Source organism: Microbacterium sp. 1154, from assembly GCF_031455375.1.
In the GTDB taxonomy this organism is placed as follows: Bacteria; Actinomycetota; Actinomycetes; order Actinomycetales; family Microbacteriaceae; genus Microbacterium.
This window is the reverse complement of the sequence record NZ_JAVDSN010000002.1, coordinates 366470-382668: the sequence shown is the minus strand read 5'-3', so window position 1 is coordinate 382668 and position 16199 is coordinate 366470. Positions and strand designations below refer to the sequence as shown.

Here is a 16199-nt window from a genome sequence, read left to right as displayed (position 1 = left end):
TTCGGCATCCACGTCATGCGTTCTCGACGAACGGGTGCGCCCTCGGACGATCAGCCCAGCTCGCTCGGGTGCGTGAGGCGCCACCAGAGGGTGGGTTCCTCGATCGCGCCCGAGATCTTGACGGCGGACGAGGTCGTCTTCGGCCCCGCGGTCCACGTCACCGATCCGACCACCTCGCCGTCGGCGTAGTTCTGGGGCGTCGTCGTGTCGAGGGTCACCGCCACCGGGGTGTCCGACCAGGTGCGCACTTTCGTGGTCTGAGCGAGCACGAGCGACGCGCTCGATCCCCACGGTGTGGAGATCGTTCCGAGGGTGTCGCCGACGGTGCCTAGCGGGATGTCGTGAAACCCGTCGCTGATGCTCTGAAGCAGCCCCCGCACATCGGCGTCGGTGCTGTCATGGGTCTCGCCGCCGAGTCGGACACCCGTGATCTTCAAGGGAGCACCGATGCCCACGTCGAGCGTCGAGGTGAAGAGCAGGTTGAAGGTGCCGTCGCCGAGATTGCCGGTCTTGAGGCCGGTGACCCCGAGCGTCCCCAGCAGGTCGTTGGTGTTCGTGACGGTTCCCGCGCCCGTGATCTGCGCTGACCGGGTCCCGGCGATCTGTGCGATGACGGGGTTCGCTTCCGCGATCTTCGCGAGCGCGAGAAGGTCGCTGGGGGTGCTGGCATTTCGGGAGTCGATGCCCGTGGCATCCACGATCCGGGTGTCGTTCAGACCGTTCTTGCCGAGCCACGAGCGTGCCGCCGACACGTAGGCCCCCTCGGAGCCGAAGCCCCACCGGGCGATGGCGACGGCGTAGTTTGCGGCCGAGGGGAGGAGCATCGTCGTGAGCGAGTCGTGCAGCGACAGCTTCAAGCCATCGGGCATCGGTGCGATGACCGCACCCTGAACGTAGAACTGGTCGTACAGGTCGGTGTCGGCCTCGGTGTACGAGATGGTCGGCCCAGGGTCCGTGGGGCCGTTCAGTGGGTGGGCGTCGAGCACGACGAGTGCGGTGATGAGCTTCGAGATGCTCGCGAGTGAGCGCGCGTCGTTGCCGCCCGCTGCGGCGAAGGACTGCGCGGCGTCGGCACCCAGGTAGTCGGCGCCCCCGTCTACTCGCAGCAGCGTCTCGCCACCGGAGGGAATGGCGAGGTATGCCGGCGCCCCGGCGCTCGCGGTCGGCGTCTGCGAGACGACGGTCGGTGCGGGAAGAGCCGCGGCGGACGCCCACCAGACGTATCCGCCGCCCCCGCCGAGCACGAGGAGCGTGACGACGAGGAAGACGATCAGGACGACGCGACCCGCTCGACCGTTGCGCACGGGCCCGTCGGGCGCCTCCTCGAGAAGATCGTCGAAATCGGCAAGCGTGCTCACGAGATGTCCCCACAGTTCCCCACATCACGAACCTATTCGCATCCGTGCCTCACGGCGACGTGGATTTCAAGCCCCCTGCCCGCTCCGGACCCGCCGCTTAGCGTGTAGGCACATCGGGAGATACCCGAAGACCACACGGGAGGAGCCGACTATGGGACTCGACGACAAGATCAAGAACGCTGCGGAGAACATTGCTGGCAAGGCGAAGGAAGCCACCGGCAAGGCGACCGACAACGAGCGCCTCGAAGCCGAGGGCCAGGCCGACCAGACCAAGGCTCACGTCAAGAAGGCCGGCGAAGACGTCAAGGACGCCTTCAAGTAAGTCGCCCTCCCCGAAATGCCCCCGACCCGCGCGGTCGGGGGCATTTCGTCTGTCCGGATGAAAACCGGCGGACGGTGTGCAGCCGCCCCGGCCGCGATAATGGCGATATGACCGCTGCCGTTCCCACCGAGACTCCCACCGTGATCTCGGGCACCCCCGTCGTCCTGCGCGCCCACGGCTACGAAGCCGCGATCGCGAGCGTCGGTGCCTCCCTCCGTTCTCTCACTCACGAGGGCCGCGACCTCGTCGTCCCCTTCGACGCCGACGAGCTGCGCCCCGCTTACCGCGGCACGACCCTCGCGCCCTGGCCGAACCGGGTGGTCGACGGCATCCACCACTTCGACGGTCTCGAGCATCAGCTGCCGTTGACCGAGCCGAACCGCGGCCACGCGCTGCACGGACTGCTGTCGTGGGTGGACTGGAACGTGCTCGAGGCATCGGATGACGCGGTCACCCTCACGGCGACCATCACCGCGCAGGCCGGGTACCCCTGGTGGCTGGTGGTCTCGACCACCTACCGTCTGGATACCGACGGCCTCACGCAGACCGTTCGTGCCACGAACCTGTCGGACACACCGGCGCCGTGGGGCACCGGCCCGCACCCGTATCTCGTCGCCGGTCCCGCGGCGCTCGACGAGTGGACGCTCGGGCTTCCGGCCGACACCGTGCTCGAGGTCACGCCGGACCGCCTCTCGCCCGTGGCCCTGGCATCCGTCACCTCGGACGCGGAGCGTTTCGACTTCCGGCAGGAGCGCGTGCTCGGCCCCGTCGAGATCGACCACGCGTACACGGAACTGATACGGGATGCCGACGGCCGCGCGACCGTGACGGTCACCGACCCGTCGGGCACGGGGGTGGCGATGAGCTGGGCCGGGGAATGCGCCTGGGTGCAGATCCACACCGCCGATCTGCCCGACGGCCCCGGAACCCCCGGTCATCGCGCCGGCCTGGCCGTCGAGCCGATGACGTGCGCGCCCGACGCCTTCAACGACGACGCCTACGACTTCGACACGGGCGTCGTATCTCTCGACCCCGGCGCCTCGCACGAGGCGGGGTGGACCATCTCGGCCCGCTGAGATCCCCGAGACGACGAACCGCCCCGGAGTCTTCCGGGGCGGTTCGTCGTCTCAGCGGTCAGAGGACCTGGGCGCCGCACATCCCGCAGTCGCCACCGGCCGAGACCTCGACGAAGCAGTCGGGGCACATCGCCCGCGTGGGGCGATCGGTGATCGGGGTGGGCTTGAGGCTGGGAGCGCGGCGTTCTTTCGGAGCCGACGCGGCGCGGGCGCGGCGGGCCTCGATCGTCGGGGCGGGCGGCGGCGGGGGAGCGGCCGGCTTGTGCGCCTCGCAGTAGAAGCGGACGAAGCCGCCGTGGTGCTTCGGGTGGCGGTGCTTGACCGCCCACAGCTCGGTGCGCTCGTACAGCGGACCGTCGGTGCCGCAGGCGACGCAGCGGGTGGCTTCACCGGGGACGACCTCCGCGACGAGCACGGGAGCATCGAAGCGGATGGCATCTCGCCAGTCCTGCGACGAAACGATCTTCATGGGGGACCCTTCTGGGGCGGTTCGGGCCGCCCACTCTCAACGGTACGCTCCTCCCCACCCCGCCGGGGACGAGAATCATGCGCAGAAGGGGTGGACAGCGCCCGAAGGCGCCCGGATAGGTTGGAGGGAATTCCCCCGCGCCGCGGTTCGCGGCGCCTGTCGAAGGAGAACCATGGAATTTGCTGCTCTGGGGGCGATCGGCATCGTCGTGGTCATCGCACTCGTCGTTGTCGTCGTCGTCCTCTTGATCATCGCGGGCTTGATACGCGGGTGGTACCGCGTTGCCAAGGCCGACGAAGCGCTGGTCATCGTCGGAAAGCGGCAGAGGGGTGCCGACGGGGAGTCCTCGCGCATCACCGTCATCACCGGTGGCGGCGCCATCGTGAATCCGCTGACGCAGCGCGGCGAGATGATCTCGCTGCGCGCACGTCAGATCAAGATGGAGCCCACGGCTCAGTCGTCGAACGGCGTCACTGTCAACGTCAGCGGCGTGGCCCTGGTGAAGATCGGTTCCGACCCCGAACAGGTGCGTCGAGCGGCCGAGCGTTTCGCCTCCCAGGACAAAGCGATCGAGCAGTTCACGACCGAGCAGCTCGAAGGTGCCTTGCGCGGCGTCGTCGCGACACTGACCGTCGAAGAACTGATGCGCGATCGTCAGCGACTCTCGGACCAGATCGCCGAGGGCATCAAGGGCGACCTGTCGTCGCAGGGACTGATTCTGGACTCCTTCCAGATTCAAGGCGTCACCGACAGCAACGGCTACATCTCGGCCCTCGGTGCGACCGAGGTCGAGCGCGTCAAGCGTGAGGCCGAGGTCGCCCGCATCAACGCCGTCCGCGAGATCCGCGCCCGCCAGATCGCCACCGATGAGGCGAACCTGATCGAGCAGACCAAGCTCGACAAGAATAGCGCCGCGGCCAAGGCCGAGGTCGGTCGGGCCAACGCCGAGGCAGAGCAGGCCGAGGCTCTGACCCGCGCCGAGCGTCGCCAGGCCGTCCTGCAGCAGGAGGCGCAGAACACGCAGGCCCGCCTGGAGTCCGAGGTTTCGCGCGTCGCCGACGCCGACCTGTACCAGCGCCAGAAGGACGCCGATGCCGAGGCGTACGCGCAGATCAAGGCGGCCCAGGCCCGTGCCGAGATCGCCGAGCAGGAAGCAGCTGCTGTCCGCGTGCGCGCCGAAGCCGACGCCCAGGCCGTCCGCCTCGCCGGTGAGGCCCGTGCCGAAGCGATCCGCGCCGAGGCCGAGGCTCTTTCGCACAACCAGGAGGCCCTGCTCGCGCAGCGCGCGCTCGAGGCGCTCGTGCCGATGATGGCCGAGTTCGCGAAGGGCTACGACCGCGTCGGCAACATCACCGTGCTCGGCGGAGAGGGCGCGAGCGGTCACCTGGCGGCCGAGTCGGCGACGGGCCTGCGCTCATCGTTCGAGGCCGTGCGCGCGGCGACCGGTATCGACCTCACCCAGATCATCCAGGGCCGTGTCGTGGCGGACTCTTTCGCGCAGGCGCAGCAGGCGGGCGAGCCCGCCTCGACCCGCTCGTACCCGGCGCCGACCACGCCTCCGGCGTCGTCGGAGTCCTGATCGCGATGACCCGTGCCTGAGGCTCCCGAGGTCGACGCGCTCGCGCACTTCCTGAGCGAGCGCCTGAGCGGCCGGGCGGTCACGGGTGTCGAACTCGTCGAGGGGCGCGCGTGGAAGACCCGCGCGCGTCCGCTCGACGAGATCGTCGGTCGTACGGTGACAGCGGTCACGCGTCACGGGAAACACATCGACCTCGATTTCGACGGCGTACATCTGGGGATCGGCTTCGGTCGGGCTGGCTGGGCGACGTGGAGCGCCGCTGGCGAGCCAGAGGAGGACGCGGCGCCGGGCGCGGCCGTGATCGCGCGCATCGCCTTCGACAACGGCATCCTGGGCATCACCGATGCGGGCGAGTGGCTCTCGGTCCAGCTGCACGTCGTCGATGCAGCCGACGAGGTGCCCTCGGTCGCGAAGCTCGGACCGGATGCCGCGGATCCGCGCTACTCGAGAGACATGCTCGCCGCCGCATTGGGGCGTCGGCGCAAGCAGCTCAAGGCACTGCTGCAGGAGCAGGAGACGCTCGCCGGGGTCGGGAACGCGTACTCGGACGAGATCCTGTTCGCGGCTCGGCTGGCACCGACGGCGCACGCCTCGGCGCTGAGTGAGGACGACATCACGCGGCTCCACCACGCGCTGCACGACACCCTGGCGGCCGCGGTCCTCGCCCGACGCGGGGTGCCGATCGCGGAGCAGAAGGCGGCGAAGGTCGCGTCGATGCGCGTACACGGACGCACGGGCGAACCGTGCCCGGACTGCGGCGGCGTGATCGAGGACATCCCCGGAACGAAGGGCGGGGGCCAGTGGTGTCCCTCGTGTCAGACACTGCCGGCGAGCGACTGATCCGGGTAACGGTGCGCTCGTAGCGCATGAGAGTCGGGTACTGCCACCCAAGTCGTCGCCGTGCCGTCCGCTGCGGCCCCGCGTGCGGGGACACGCACGCCGGAGCGGACGACGAAGGCCCCGAACCGTGGTCCGGGGCCTTCGTCGGAAGCGGGCTCAGGCGGTCTGGCCGGAGTGCTTCCCCTCCGCGACCTCTTCGACGAGCTTCGCGTTGAACGCGGGAAGGTCGTCGGGGTTGCGGCTCGAGACGAGACCCTGGTCGACGTGCACCTCTTCGTCGACCCACGTCGCCCCCGCGTTGCGCAGGTCGGTCTGCAGAGTCGGGTAGCTCGTGAGGGTGCGGCCCTTCAGCACATCGGCCTCGGTGAGGATCCACCCGCCGTGGCAGATGACCGCGACCGGCTTGTGCTGGTCGAAGAAGTCACGGGTGAATGACACCGCGTCCTTCACGATGCGGATGTCGTCGGCGTTCTGCACGCCGCCGGGGAGGACGAGGGCGTCGAAGTCGCCCGCGGAGGCGCTCGAGACAGAGAGGTCGACCTTCTGCTTGTGGCCCTTCTCGCCGGTGATGCTGCCCTCGCTCGGCGAGACGAGGACGGCCTCGGCGCCGGCGGAGGTCACGGCATCCCACGGGCTGGTGAGTTCGCTGTCCTCGAAACCGTCGGTGAGCAGGAACGCGATGCGCTTGCCGTTGAGATCAGTCATGGAAAGCCCTTCTTTCTCGGTCGGGATCTCCACGCTAGGAAGCGGCTCGCGGGGAGGGGCGGGGGTTGCGGATGCCGCGATGCAGCGTTAGCGGGGACGCCCGGCCCGGGCCCTCACGCGCAGGCGTAGCATGGAGCGCATGTCCGCTGACACCACGTCCGACACGGCCGCCTCGTCCAAGCCGCTGATCGCACTGCTGAACGCCCCCGCTGTCGAGACCGAGAACGACGAGAAGCCGTCCGCGTCGCAGTGCTGCGGCGGCGGTTCCTGCTCTCTCTGAGTCCGCGTCGGCAGGCGAGCATGTCCCGACGCCGTTCAGCGTCACCGGACCCGCAATGAGGTAAGACTCCCCGCGGAGTCCAGCTGCGTACGGTCCGGGCGAGCGCGACCGTAGGGCCGCGCCCGCCTTGACGAGAATCAGTGGACGCTGACGGGGGCGTCCGTCTCCTCGCCCTCCGCGGGCTTGCGGACGAAGCACGCGAGAACGACGGCTGCGGTGGCGATCACCGCGCCGACGAGGAACGATGCGTGCACGCCGGACGCGACGGCACCGGCCTGGTCGGCGCCACCGGCGAGGGCGGTGCTCGAGAAGACCGTCATGATGGCCACGAAACCGGCCGTGCCCGCGGCTCCGGCGACCTGCTGCGCCGTACCCACCACGGCGCTGCCGTGAGAGTAGAGACGGCGGGGGAGTGAGCCGAGCGCGGACGTCATGAGCGGCGTGAAGACGAGGCCCAGCCCCAGGTTTAGGGCGAGGTACACCGTGACGATCCACCAGATGGGGGTGCCCTGGCCGAAGGTCAGCGCCATCGTCCAGAGCACAGCGGCCGCGATCACCATGCCCGGGATGACGAGCGGCGTCGGTCCGAAGCGGTCGAAGAGGCGGCCGACGATCGGCGCCATGACGCCCATGAGCACGCCGCCCGGGAGCAGCATGAGACCGACCGTGAGGCTGCTGAGGCCGAGCGCCTGCTGCAGGAAGATCGGCAGGAGGATGAGCGAGCCGAACAGCGCGGCCATCACGATCGCCACCAGGGGCACGGCGAGTCGGAACGACGGGCTCTGGAAGACGCGCAGGTCGAGCAGAGCGGAGTCGGAGCGCTGCAGACGGAGCTGACGGACGACGAACACGGCGACGAAGACCACGCCGACGACGAGCGGGATCCACACGGGCACGGACGCGTGCCCGGATGCCGACTCTCCGATGGCGCTGAGACCGTAGACGAGGCCGCCGAAGCCGACCGCCGACAGGACGACCGAGAGCACGTCGAAGCGCGCGTCAGGGCGTGTCTGGGTGACGTTGCGGACCCAGCGTGCTCCGAGAGCGATGGACACCAGGGCGATGGGGAGGATGAGCCAGAAGATCGCGTGCCAGGTGAGCGCCGACAAGATGAGCCCGGATACCGTCGGCCCCACGGCGGGTGCGACGGCGATGACGATGGTGACGACGCCCATCACGCGGCCGCGCTTGTTCGCCGGAACGAGGTTGAGGACCGTCGTGAACAGCAACGGCATCATCACGCCCGTACCCATCGCCTGGACGATGCGGCCCGCGAGCAGGACCCCGAACGCGGGCGCGAGCGCGGCGACGAGGGTGCCGAGCGCGAAGACGCCCATCGCGCTGAAGAAGACGACGCGGATGGGGAAGCGTTCGAGGAGGAAGCCGGTCAGGGGGATGACGACGGCCATCGTCAACAGGAACGCCGAGGTGAGCCATTGGCCGGTCGCGGCGCTCACTCCGAAGTCCGCCATGATCGCCGGCAGGGCGACGGACATGGTGGTCTCGTTGAGGATGACGACGAATGCCGCGACGACGAGCAGAGCGATGACGGGGCCGGAGCGTTGCGGCGACGAGGAAGCGGTGCTCTTCGGGGAGACGGGGATGGTGCCGGTGGCGGCCATGACGAGGTCCTTTACGTGCGGGGGGCTTCGTGGCGCCACGGTGGGCGACTGCGACGAACACAACGGGTGCGCGGACTCGGATATTCCGATATCGAGACAACCGATCAAAGGTCGTTCGTTAGCGACCCTATCGAGGGCATCCGACATCGCCGGCCCGGCGCTCGGTGTCGGCGGTCGGACGTAGGCTGACGAGCATGAGCATGGGGATGGGCGGGAGCATGTTCCGCGGCGTGGACGCGGACGTGCAGCGTCGTCGCAACGCCCAGGCTCCGCGCGTGCAGAACCTCGGGCGCCGCGTCATCGACCTGTTCCGGCCCTACCGCGGTCGCATCGCCTTCACGGCGCTCCTCGTGGTGGTGGGTGCGGCGGTGGCCGTGATCCCGCCCCTGCTGGTGCAGCGCATCTTCGACGACGCGCTCTTCCCCGTCGACGGGTCGCCGCCCGACCTGCGGCTCCTCGCGTTCCTCGTGAGCGTCATGATCGGCCTCTTCCTCGTCTCTGCGGCGCTCAACGTCGGCCAGACCTGGCTCACCGCGACCGTGGGGAACCGGGTCACGGGCGACCTGCGGACGCGTCTGTTCGACCACCTTCAGAACATGGAGCTCGGCTTCTTCACGCGCACGAAGACGGGCGTCATCCAGTCGCGCCTGCAGAACGACGTGGGGGGCGTCTCGGGGGTCTTGACCAATACGGTGACGAGCATCCTCGGCAACGCCGTCACGGTCATCGCCTCTCTTGTGGCGATGATCCTCATCGACTGGCGTCTGACCCTCATCGCCGTCGCGCTCATGCCGTTCCTGCTGTTCGTCCAGCGGCGCGTGGGTCAGGTGCGTGCGCGCATCGCCGGTGAGACGCAGGAGTCGCTGTCGGAGCTGTCGGCGATCACGCAAGAGACGCTCAGCGTCTCGGGCATCCTGCTGTCGAAGTCCTTCAACCGTCAGCGCACGGAGTCCGCGCGCTTCGACGCCGAGAACGACAACCAGGTGCGCCTGCAGGTGCGGCGTGCCATGAGCGGTCAGGGCTTCTTCGCGGTGGTCCAGGTAATCATGTCGAGCGTCCCGGCGGTCATCTACCTCGTCGCCGGGTACCTCATCGGCGGCGGCGCGGGAGCGATCACGGCCGGCACGATCGTCGCCTTCACCACCGTGCAGGCGCGGTTGCTCATGCCGCTGATGGGGCTCATGCGCGTCGCCCTCGACGTACAGACGTCATCGGCGCTGTTCGCGCGCATCTTCGAGTACCTCGACCTGCGCCCGGCGATCGTGGACGTGCCCGCCGCGCTACCCGTCGCGGCGGCGCCCGGTCCGGTGGGCCTCATCGAGTTCCGCGACGTCGAGTTCCGCTACCCCGATGCGCCCGAGCAGGCGCGGCCGACCCTCGACGGCGTCTCGTTCACCGTCGATCCGGGTCAGCACGTCGCCTTCGTCGGCCCCTCGGGCGCGGGGAAGACGACGATCCTCTACCTCACGCCCCGGATGTACGAGGCGACGGGAGGAACCGTCCTGTTCTCGGGTGCCGACGTGCGCTCCCTCGAGCGGGCGTCGATCATCGACGAGATCGGCATCGTCTCGCAAGAGACGTATCTCTTCCACGCGAGCGTCCGTGAGAATCTGCGCTACGCCCGGCCCGATGCCACCGACGACGAGATCGAGGCGGCCTGTCGCGCGGCCAACATCCACCACGTGATCGCCTCGTTCGAGGCGGGGTACGACACCATCGTCGGCGAACGCGGCTACCGGCTCTCGGGGGGAGAGAAACAGCGCATCGCCATCGCCCGCGTCCTGCTGAAAGACCCCCCGGTTCTGCTGCTCGATGAGGCCACGAGCGCACTCGACACCGTGTCGGAGCGCATCGTCCAAGAGGCTCTCGAGACCGCGTCGCACGGACGCACCACCCTGTCGATCGCGCATCGCCTGTCGACCGTCATCGGCGCCGACCAGATCCACGTGGTGGATGCCGGCCGCATCGTCGAATCGGGCACCCACTCCGAACTGCTGGCCGCGGGCGGCCTGTACGCCAGCCTCGCCGCCGAGCAGCTGGCCGCGTCGTTCGTCCTGGCCGAAGAGGAGCACGACTCCGCCGGTCTCGCCCGCGCAGCGCTCCCCGCCCGCCGCGCCGACGAGGCGCCCGCCTGAGCGGGAACATCCGGGTGCGTGAGACTGCATACCGCTGACAGTCCGGCGTCAGCCTGCAGCCGAGATGTCAGCGCGTTGCCGTTTCGCGAACCGGAGGCGCGTGATGCCCGAGGGGCGCGTCAGCCGGGGAGCGTCTCGAGAAATGCCTCGAGTGCGATCCGGTACGCCGGGTCGGGGTGGGTCTCGGCGATGCGGAGCAGCGGCGGCAAGTCGAGCGTGCGGATCAGGGCCCCGCGCTCCTGGACAGCCGCGTCGGCTCGGGCCTCTCGGAGCACCGTGATCCCCTCGCCGAGGGCGTCGAGGTAGTCGCGCAGCACGGCGAGCTCGCCGAGCCGCTGGGTGATCGATCCGCCGTCACGGCGCTGACGCCAGTCGACGATGACGTCGGGGATGACGTCGAACGCGGCGGCTGACGTGTACATGCGCTGCGTCAGCACCTGGTCTTCGTAGTACCGCCCCTCGGGGAAGCGCAGGTCGTGCGCGTGCCAGAACTCCGTGCGGCTCATCTTCGACCACGCCACGATGTTCCCCGACGCCGCGGGGTGCTCCGTGATCGTCGTGCGCTCCCGGGCGGGGGAGGTGGATGCCGTGACCCACGGCTGCACCTCGCCCGCGGTGTACCCGGGGGTGTCGGCATCCGGTCGCAGACGCACGTACGCGCCGACGGCGAAGTCGCTGCCGGTGCGGTCGAGGGTGTCGGCCAGGCGCGTGAGGGCGTCGGGGCGGAAGCGGTCGTCGGCGTCGAGGAAGGCGATGTACGGGGTGTCGACGCGTGACAGGCCGGTGTTGCGGGCGGCGCCCAGGCCGCGCTGCTCGGCATGCCGCTCGAGTCGGAAGCGGGGGTCGGCAGACGCGGCGTCGGCGAAGATCCGGGCGGTGTCGTCGGTCGAGGCGTCGTCGACGAGGACAGCGGTCCAGTGCGCATGCGTCTGTGCGCGGAGGGAGCCGAGGGCTTCCTCCGCGAAAGCGGCGACGTCGAATCCGGGGACGATGACGGTGACGGGGGTGGAGCTCACCCGCGCGAGCCTACGGCGCTGACGGCCTCGGCCACGGCATCTGCGACGGCGTCGAGAGAACCGGTGAGGCCGTGCGGGAGCGTGAAGCGCACGGCCGTGCGGGCGTCGTCGTGCGCGAGACCGACGGCGAGGAGCACGTGCGAGGCCTCGTCGCTGCCCGCCGCGCACGCCGAGCCGCTGGACGAGACGACTCCGCGACGCTCGAGCTCGAGCAGGACGGTCTCGCCGTTCGTGCCGGGGAAGACGAAGCTGGCCGTTCCCGGAAGCCGTCGCTCGGGGTGGCCGGTGAGCCGCGCGCCGGGCACCGTCGCGAGCACGCGGGCGGTGAAGGCCTCGCGCAGAGCCCCGACCCGCGCCGCATCGGCCACCCGCTCCTCCTCGGCGAGGGTGAGCGCTGCGGCGATCGCCACCGCGCCGGCGACGTCGGGGGTGCCCGAACGTCGGCCGCGCTCTTGGCCGCCCCCGTGCAGCAGCGGCTCGAACGGCAGGCGTCCGCGCACGGCCAGGATCCCGGTGCCCTTCGGGGCGCCGATCTTGTGGCCGGCGATCGTCATGGCATCCGCTCCGATTCCCGCCAGGGGAAGCCACCCCGCGGCCTGGACGGCGTCGAGATGGAGCGGCACTCCGCGCTCGTGGGCGACGGCCGCGAGAGCGGCGGCATCCTGGACCGTTCCGAGCTCGTTGTTGGCATACCCGACGCTGACGAGCGCGGTGTCTTCGCGCAGGGTCCCGGCAAGGACCTCGGGCGTCAGCATGCCGGTCCCATCGACCGGAGCGTGGGTCACATCGACCCCGTGCAGGCGCGTGAGGTAGTCCGCGGACGCCAGCACCGACTCGTGTTCGATCGCCGTCGTGACGAGATGGCGGCGACCCGACCCCAGCACGATTCCCTTGATCGCCGCGTTGTTCGACTCGGTGCCGCCCGAGGTGAACATCACATCTCCCGCGCGGAAGCCGAGGACGGCGGCGACCCGCGCGCGCGCTTCCCGAAGGGCGGACGCCGCGGCCTCGCCGACCTCGTGATGACTCGACGGATTGCCGTAGACCCGGGTGAGGTACGGGGCCATGGCCTCGAGCACCTCCGGGCGCACGGGGGTCGTGGCGGCGTTGTCGAGGTAGAGACTCACGTCGTCTCGATCTGGATGTCCAGGCCCAGATCGAGCGCGGATGCCGAGTGCGTGAGCGCACCGACCGAGATGACGTCGACGCCGGTCTCGGCGATGGCGCGCACGGTCTCGAGCGTCACGCCCCCGGAAGCCTCGACCTGCGCGGCCCCGGCGATACGGGCGACACCCGTGCGCAGGTCGTCGAGGGAGAAGTTGTCGAGCATGATCGTGCCCACCCCCGCGGCGAGCACCGCGTCGATCTGGTCGAGCCGGTCGACCTCTACCTCGACGTGCGTGGTGTGCGGCAGTCGGGCGATCGCGCTCTCGAGCGCCTGGGTCACCGACAGGCCACTCGCGGTCAGCACCGCGAGGTGGTTGTCCTTGGCCATGACGGCGTCCGACAGCGAGAAGCGGTGGTTGTGGCCGCCGCCGTCGCGGACGGCCTGGCGTTCGATCGCCCGCAGCCCGGGTGTGGTCTTGCGCGTGTCGACGATGCGGGCACCGGTGTGGGCGACCTCGGCGACGTAGCGGCTCGTGAGGGTCGCGATCCCCGACATGCGCTGCACGAAGTTGAGGCCGATGCGCTCGGCGGTGAGCACACCGCGCGCGGGTCCCGTGACGACGGCGAGCGTGTCGCCGGGGGCGAACCGCGCCCCGTCATCGATCTGCAGCTCGACGGTGATCGAGGGGTCGGTGAGAGTGAACGCGGCGACGAAGACCGCCGACCCGCTGAACACCCCCTCGACGCGGGCGACGAGCTCGGCGCGCGCGGTGGCGTGCTCGGGGATGAGCGTCTCGCTGGTCAGATCGCCCCAGGGAGCGTCCTCGTCGAGCGCGGCCGAGACGATCCGGTCGATCGTGGTGCGGGTCAGCATGCGAGGACCTCCTGGGGTTCGCGACGGGATGCCGAGGACTCGGCGTCGGAGCGGAAGTGCGCGCCCACCGAGGTCGTGCGCGCACGGGCGGCGGCCACGACGTGCGCGGCGAGGAGGAGGAGGTTCGCGTCTTCGACGGTGCGCGGTGCGGAGTCGTCGTCCCACGCGGCGAGCACGGCGGCGGCGCGTTCCAGACCCGCGGCTTCCCGTTCGAGACCCGCCTCGGCCCACATGAGCTCCTGCAGGGCGCGACGCGAGAACGGGCCAGCGTCCGTCGCGGGGATGACGTCGAGACGCGGAACGTCGTGCGCCGGGAACGCCGGCCAGACGCCGCCGTGGGCCACGGCATCCCCCGCGCGCGCTCCGAACACCGCCCCTTCGAGAAGCGAGTTGGACGCCAGACGGTTCGCCCCGTGCACGCCGGTGCGGGCGGTCTCGCCCACCGCGTACAGCCCCGGCACCGTGGTGCGTCCGTCGAAGTCGGTGACGATGCCGCCCATGAGGTAGTGCGCCGCGGGGGTCACGGGGATCGGATCGCGGCCCCAATCGAGCCCGCGCTCCCGCACGGCGGCGTCGATCGTGGGAAAACGCTGCGCGAGCCGCTCGGGGCCCAGGGCCGTGGCATCCAGCCGCACGGGCCGACCGCCCTGTGCGGTCATCGCGCGGGCGTTCGCTCTCGCAACGACATCGCGCGGAGCGAGCTCGCCGTCGGGGTGGGAGTCGAAGGCGAACCGTCGACCGGTGTCGTCGATCAGCACGGCACCCTCTCCGCGGACCGCCTCCGAGACGAGGAACGGGATGCCATCAGCCAGGGCCGTGGGGTGGAACTGCACGAACTCAAGATCGGCAACCGCCGCCCCCGCGCGCAGGGCCGCGGCGATGCCGTCGCCGGTCGCTCCGAGGGGGTTGGTGGTGTGGGCGTAGAGCTGTCCCGCGCCCCCGGTGGCCAGGATCACCGCGTCGGCGTCGAGGCGCTCGCCGCCGTCGAGGACGATGCCCCGGACGCGGTCGTCCGTGACGATCAGGTCGCGCAGGAGGGCGTGCTCTCGGACCTCGATCCCCGCGGCGCGCACCGACGCCCCGAGAGCCGCCTGGATCGCCGCGCCGGTCGCGTCGCCACCGGCGTGCAGGACCCGGGGGACCGCATGAGCGGCCTCGAGACCGCGCGAGAAGTCGCCGTCGACCGCGCGGTCGAACACGACCCCGCGTGCCACGAGTTCGGCAATGCGCTCCGGGCCTTCATTGACCAGCACGTCGACGGCGGCGGGATCGTTCAGCCCCGCGCCGGCGGTCATCGTGTCGGCCGCGTGCGAAGCCACCGTGTCATCCGCGCTGGTCACGGCGGCGACCCCGCCCTGCGCCCAGCGCGTGTTCGTGTCGGGCAGAGCGCCCTTCGTCACGACCGTGACCCGGCATCCGTTCTCGGACGCGTGCAACGCCGCCGTGAGACCGGCGATGCCGCTGCCCACCACGACGACGGCGGTCACTTCACCGCGCCGTTCGGCTTCGCGGCGAGCATGCGCTCGAGCGCGACGGTGGCGGGCTCGGCGACATCGGCCGGCACGGTGATGCGGTTGACGACGGTGCCGTCCACGAGCGACTCGAGCACCCACGCGAGGTAGCCCGGGTGGATGCGGTACATGGTCGAGCAGGGGCAGACGACCGGGTCGAGGCAGAAGATCTCGTGCTGCGGATACTGAGCGGCGAGGCGCTGCACGAGGTTGATCTCGGTGCCGATCGCGAAGGTCGTCGGCTCGGTGGCGGCTGCGATCGCCTTGCGGATGATGTCGGTCGAGCCGGCCTCGTCGGCGGCGTCGACCACGTCCATCGGGCACTCGGGGTGCACTACCACGCGGGCGCCGGGGTACTCGGCGCGGGCCCTGTCGATCTGGTCGACCGTGAAGCGACGGTGCACCGAGCAGAAGCCGTGCCACAGGATGACGCGGCTGTCTTCGAGCTGTTCCGCCGTCGATCCGCCGAGTGCCTTGCGCGGGTTCCACATCGGCATCTGGTCGAGGGGCACGCCCATCGCCTTCGCGGTGTTCCGGCCCAGGTGCTGGTCGGGGAAGAAGAGCACCCGGCGTCCCCGCGCGAACGCCCACTCGAGTACCGTGCGGGCGTTGGACGAGGTGCAGACGATCCCGCCGTGGCGTCCCACGAAGCCCTTTATGGCGGCGCTGGAATTCATGTACGTCACCGGGATCACGGGCAGCAGGCCCTCGGCATCCGGGGTCTCGAGATCACCCAGCACGTCCTCGAGCTGCTCCCAGCACTCCTCGACCTGGTCGATGTCGGCCATGTCGGCCATGGAGCAGCCCGCGGCGAGGTTCGGCAGGATCACGGCCTGCTCGGGGCGCGAGAGCAGATCGGCGGTCTCGGCCATGAAGTGCACGCCGCAGAAGACGATGGCCTCGGCCTCGGGGCGGTCCTTCGCGGCGTTCGCGAGCTGGAAGGAGTCGCCCACGTAGTCGGCGTGGCGGACGACCTCTTCGCGCTGGTAGAAGTGCCCGAGCACGACGACCCGGCCGCCGAGAGTCTCTTTCGCCGCACGGATGCGGGCGTCGAGTTCGTCGTCGGAGGCGTCGCGGTACTGCTGCGGCAGCTCGCCCTGGCGCGGGGCGCCGGTGGGGATGACGTCGCCCATCGACGAGCCGGGGCCGTAGCCGGGGCGCGTGTCGAAGTCCCAGGGGCCGACCGCGAGGTCGGTGGTGCAGGTCGCGTCGGTGGAGGCGCCGGCGACGATCGCCTGGATCGCGTGGTCGACGCTGGGGTCGATCGCGGGACGGGGCTGCAGGGTGAGGGGTGTGGCGGACATG

At 70.3% G+C, this 16199-nt stretch carries 15 protein-coding genes; 6 read left to right on the top strand and 9 right to left on the bottom strand.

The features are described 5' to 3' along the window. Positions 1-50: 50 nt before the first annotated feature. A complete protein-coding gene (locus J2X55_RS11035) occupies positions 51-1358 on the bottom strand; it encodes a D-alanyl-D-alanine carboxypeptidase (RefSeq protein ID WP_309823410.1) in 1308 nt (435 codons plus the stop codon). A 151-nt stretch (positions 1359-1509) separates the two neighbouring features. Between J2X55_RS11035 and J2X55_RS11030 the strand changes: the two genes are divergently transcribed. Then, a complete protein-coding gene (locus tag J2X55_RS11030; protein WP_103210933.1) occupies positions 1510-1680 on the top strand; it encodes a CsbD family protein in 171 nt (56 codons plus the stop codon). Between the two features lie 107 nt (positions 1681-1787). Continuing rightward, complete coding sequence (locus tag J2X55_RS11025; RefSeq protein ID WP_115917660.1) at positions 1788-2756, top strand: aldose 1-epimerase family protein; 969 nt, start codon at positions 1788-1790, stop codon at positions 2754-2756. Positions 2757-2814: 58 nt separating this feature from the next. On the opposite strand, the gene J2X55_RS11020 is transcribed toward J2X55_RS11025, so the two are convergent. Next, a complete protein-coding gene (locus tag J2X55_RS11020) occupies positions 2815-3225 on the bottom strand; it encodes a glucose-6-phosphate dehydrogenase (protein WP_115917662.1) in 411 nt (136 codons plus the stop codon). 172 nt (positions 3226-3397) lie between these two features. On the opposite strand from J2X55_RS11020, the gene J2X55_RS11015 reads away from it, so the two are divergent. Together J2X55_RS11015 and J2X55_RS11010 are read left to right on the top strand one after the other, a co-directional pair. Continuing rightward, positions 3398-4804, top strand: coding sequence for a flotillin family protein (locus J2X55_RS11015; RefSeq protein WP_115917664.1), 1407 nt, complete (start codon positions 3398-3400; stop codon positions 4802-4804). A 12-nt stretch (positions 4805-4816) separates the two neighbouring features. After that, entirely contained in the window at positions 4817-5644 is an 828-nt protein-coding gene (locus J2X55_RS11010; protein WP_309823408.1) for a DNA-formamidopyrimidine glycosylase family protein, read from the top strand. 156 nt (positions 5645-5800) lie between these two features. Here the strand turns inward: J2X55_RS11010 and J2X55_RS11005 are convergent, their stop codons facing one another. Further along, positions 5801-6349 carry a type 1 glutamine amidotransferase domain-containing protein gene (locus tag J2X55_RS11005; protein ID WP_115917668.1) on the bottom strand — a complete coding sequence of 183 codons (549 nt, stop codon included), beginning with the start codon at positions 6347-6349 and terminating at the stop codon, positions 5801-5803. 139 nt (positions 6350-6488) lie between these two features. Between J2X55_RS11005 and J2X55_RS11000 the strand changes: the two genes are divergently transcribed. Continuing rightward, on the top strand, positions 6489-6629 hold the full coding sequence (locus tag J2X55_RS11000) for a hypothetical protein (RefSeq protein ID WP_181906437.1): 141 nt from the start codon (positions 6489-6491) through the stop codon (positions 6627-6629). 137 nt (positions 6630-6766) lie between these two features. Here the strand turns inward: J2X55_RS11000 and J2X55_RS10995 are convergent, their stop codons facing one another. Continuing rightward, positions 6767-8251 (bottom strand): MDR family MFS transporter, encoded by a 1485-nt coding sequence (locus J2X55_RS10995; RefSeq protein WP_115917670.1) that lies wholly within the window; start codon positions 8249-8251, stop codon positions 6767-6769. Between the two features lie 194 nt (positions 8252-8445). On the opposite strand from J2X55_RS10995, the gene J2X55_RS10990 reads away from it, so the two are divergent. Then, the gene (locus J2X55_RS10990) at positions 8446-10386 is read left to right on the top strand and encodes an ABC transporter ATP-binding protein (protein WP_309823405.1); all 1941 of its coding nucleotides are present in this window, start codon (positions 8446-8448) and stop codon (positions 10384-10386) included. Between the two features lie 119 nt (positions 10387-10505). Here the strand turns inward: J2X55_RS10990 and J2X55_RS10985 are convergent, their stop codons facing one another. From J2X55_RS10985 to nadA, 5 genes are read right to left on the bottom strand one after another with little or no spacing between them, the layout of a single operon-like run. Beyond that, positions 10506-11402: a glycosyltransferase family 2 protein gene (locus J2X55_RS10985; protein WP_309823403.1), complete on the bottom strand. Its 897-nt coding sequence runs from the start codon at positions 11400-11402 to the stop codon at positions 10506-10508. Next, positions 11399-12529: a cysteine desulfurase family protein gene (locus J2X55_RS10980; RefSeq protein WP_115917674.1), complete on the bottom strand. Its 1131-nt coding sequence runs from the start codon at positions 12527-12529 to the stop codon at positions 11399-11401. Before J2X55_RS10980 ends, J2X55_RS10985 begins: the two co-directional genes overlap by 4 nt. Then, the gene (nadC, locus tag J2X55_RS10975) at positions 12526-13383 is read right to left on the bottom strand and encodes a carboxylating nicotinate-nucleotide diphosphorylase (protein WP_309823401.1); all 858 of its coding nucleotides are present in this window, start codon (positions 13381-13383) and stop codon (positions 12526-12528) included. The genes J2X55_RS10980 and nadC overlap by 4 nt, the downstream gene beginning before the upstream one ends. Continuing rightward, positions 13377-14870, bottom strand: a complete 1494-nt coding sequence (gene nadB / locus J2X55_RS10970) for an L-aspartate oxidase (protein ID WP_309823399.1) — start codon at positions 14868-14870, stop codon at positions 13377-13379. Before nadB ends, nadC begins: the two co-directional genes overlap by 7 nt. Then, positions 14867-16198, bottom strand: a complete 1332-nt coding sequence (gene nadA / locus J2X55_RS10965; RefSeq protein ID WP_309823397.1) for a quinolinate synthase NadA — start codon at positions 16196-16198, stop codon at positions 14867-14869. The genes nadB and nadA overlap by 4 nt, the downstream gene beginning before the upstream one ends. Position 16199 lies beyond the last annotated feature (1 nt).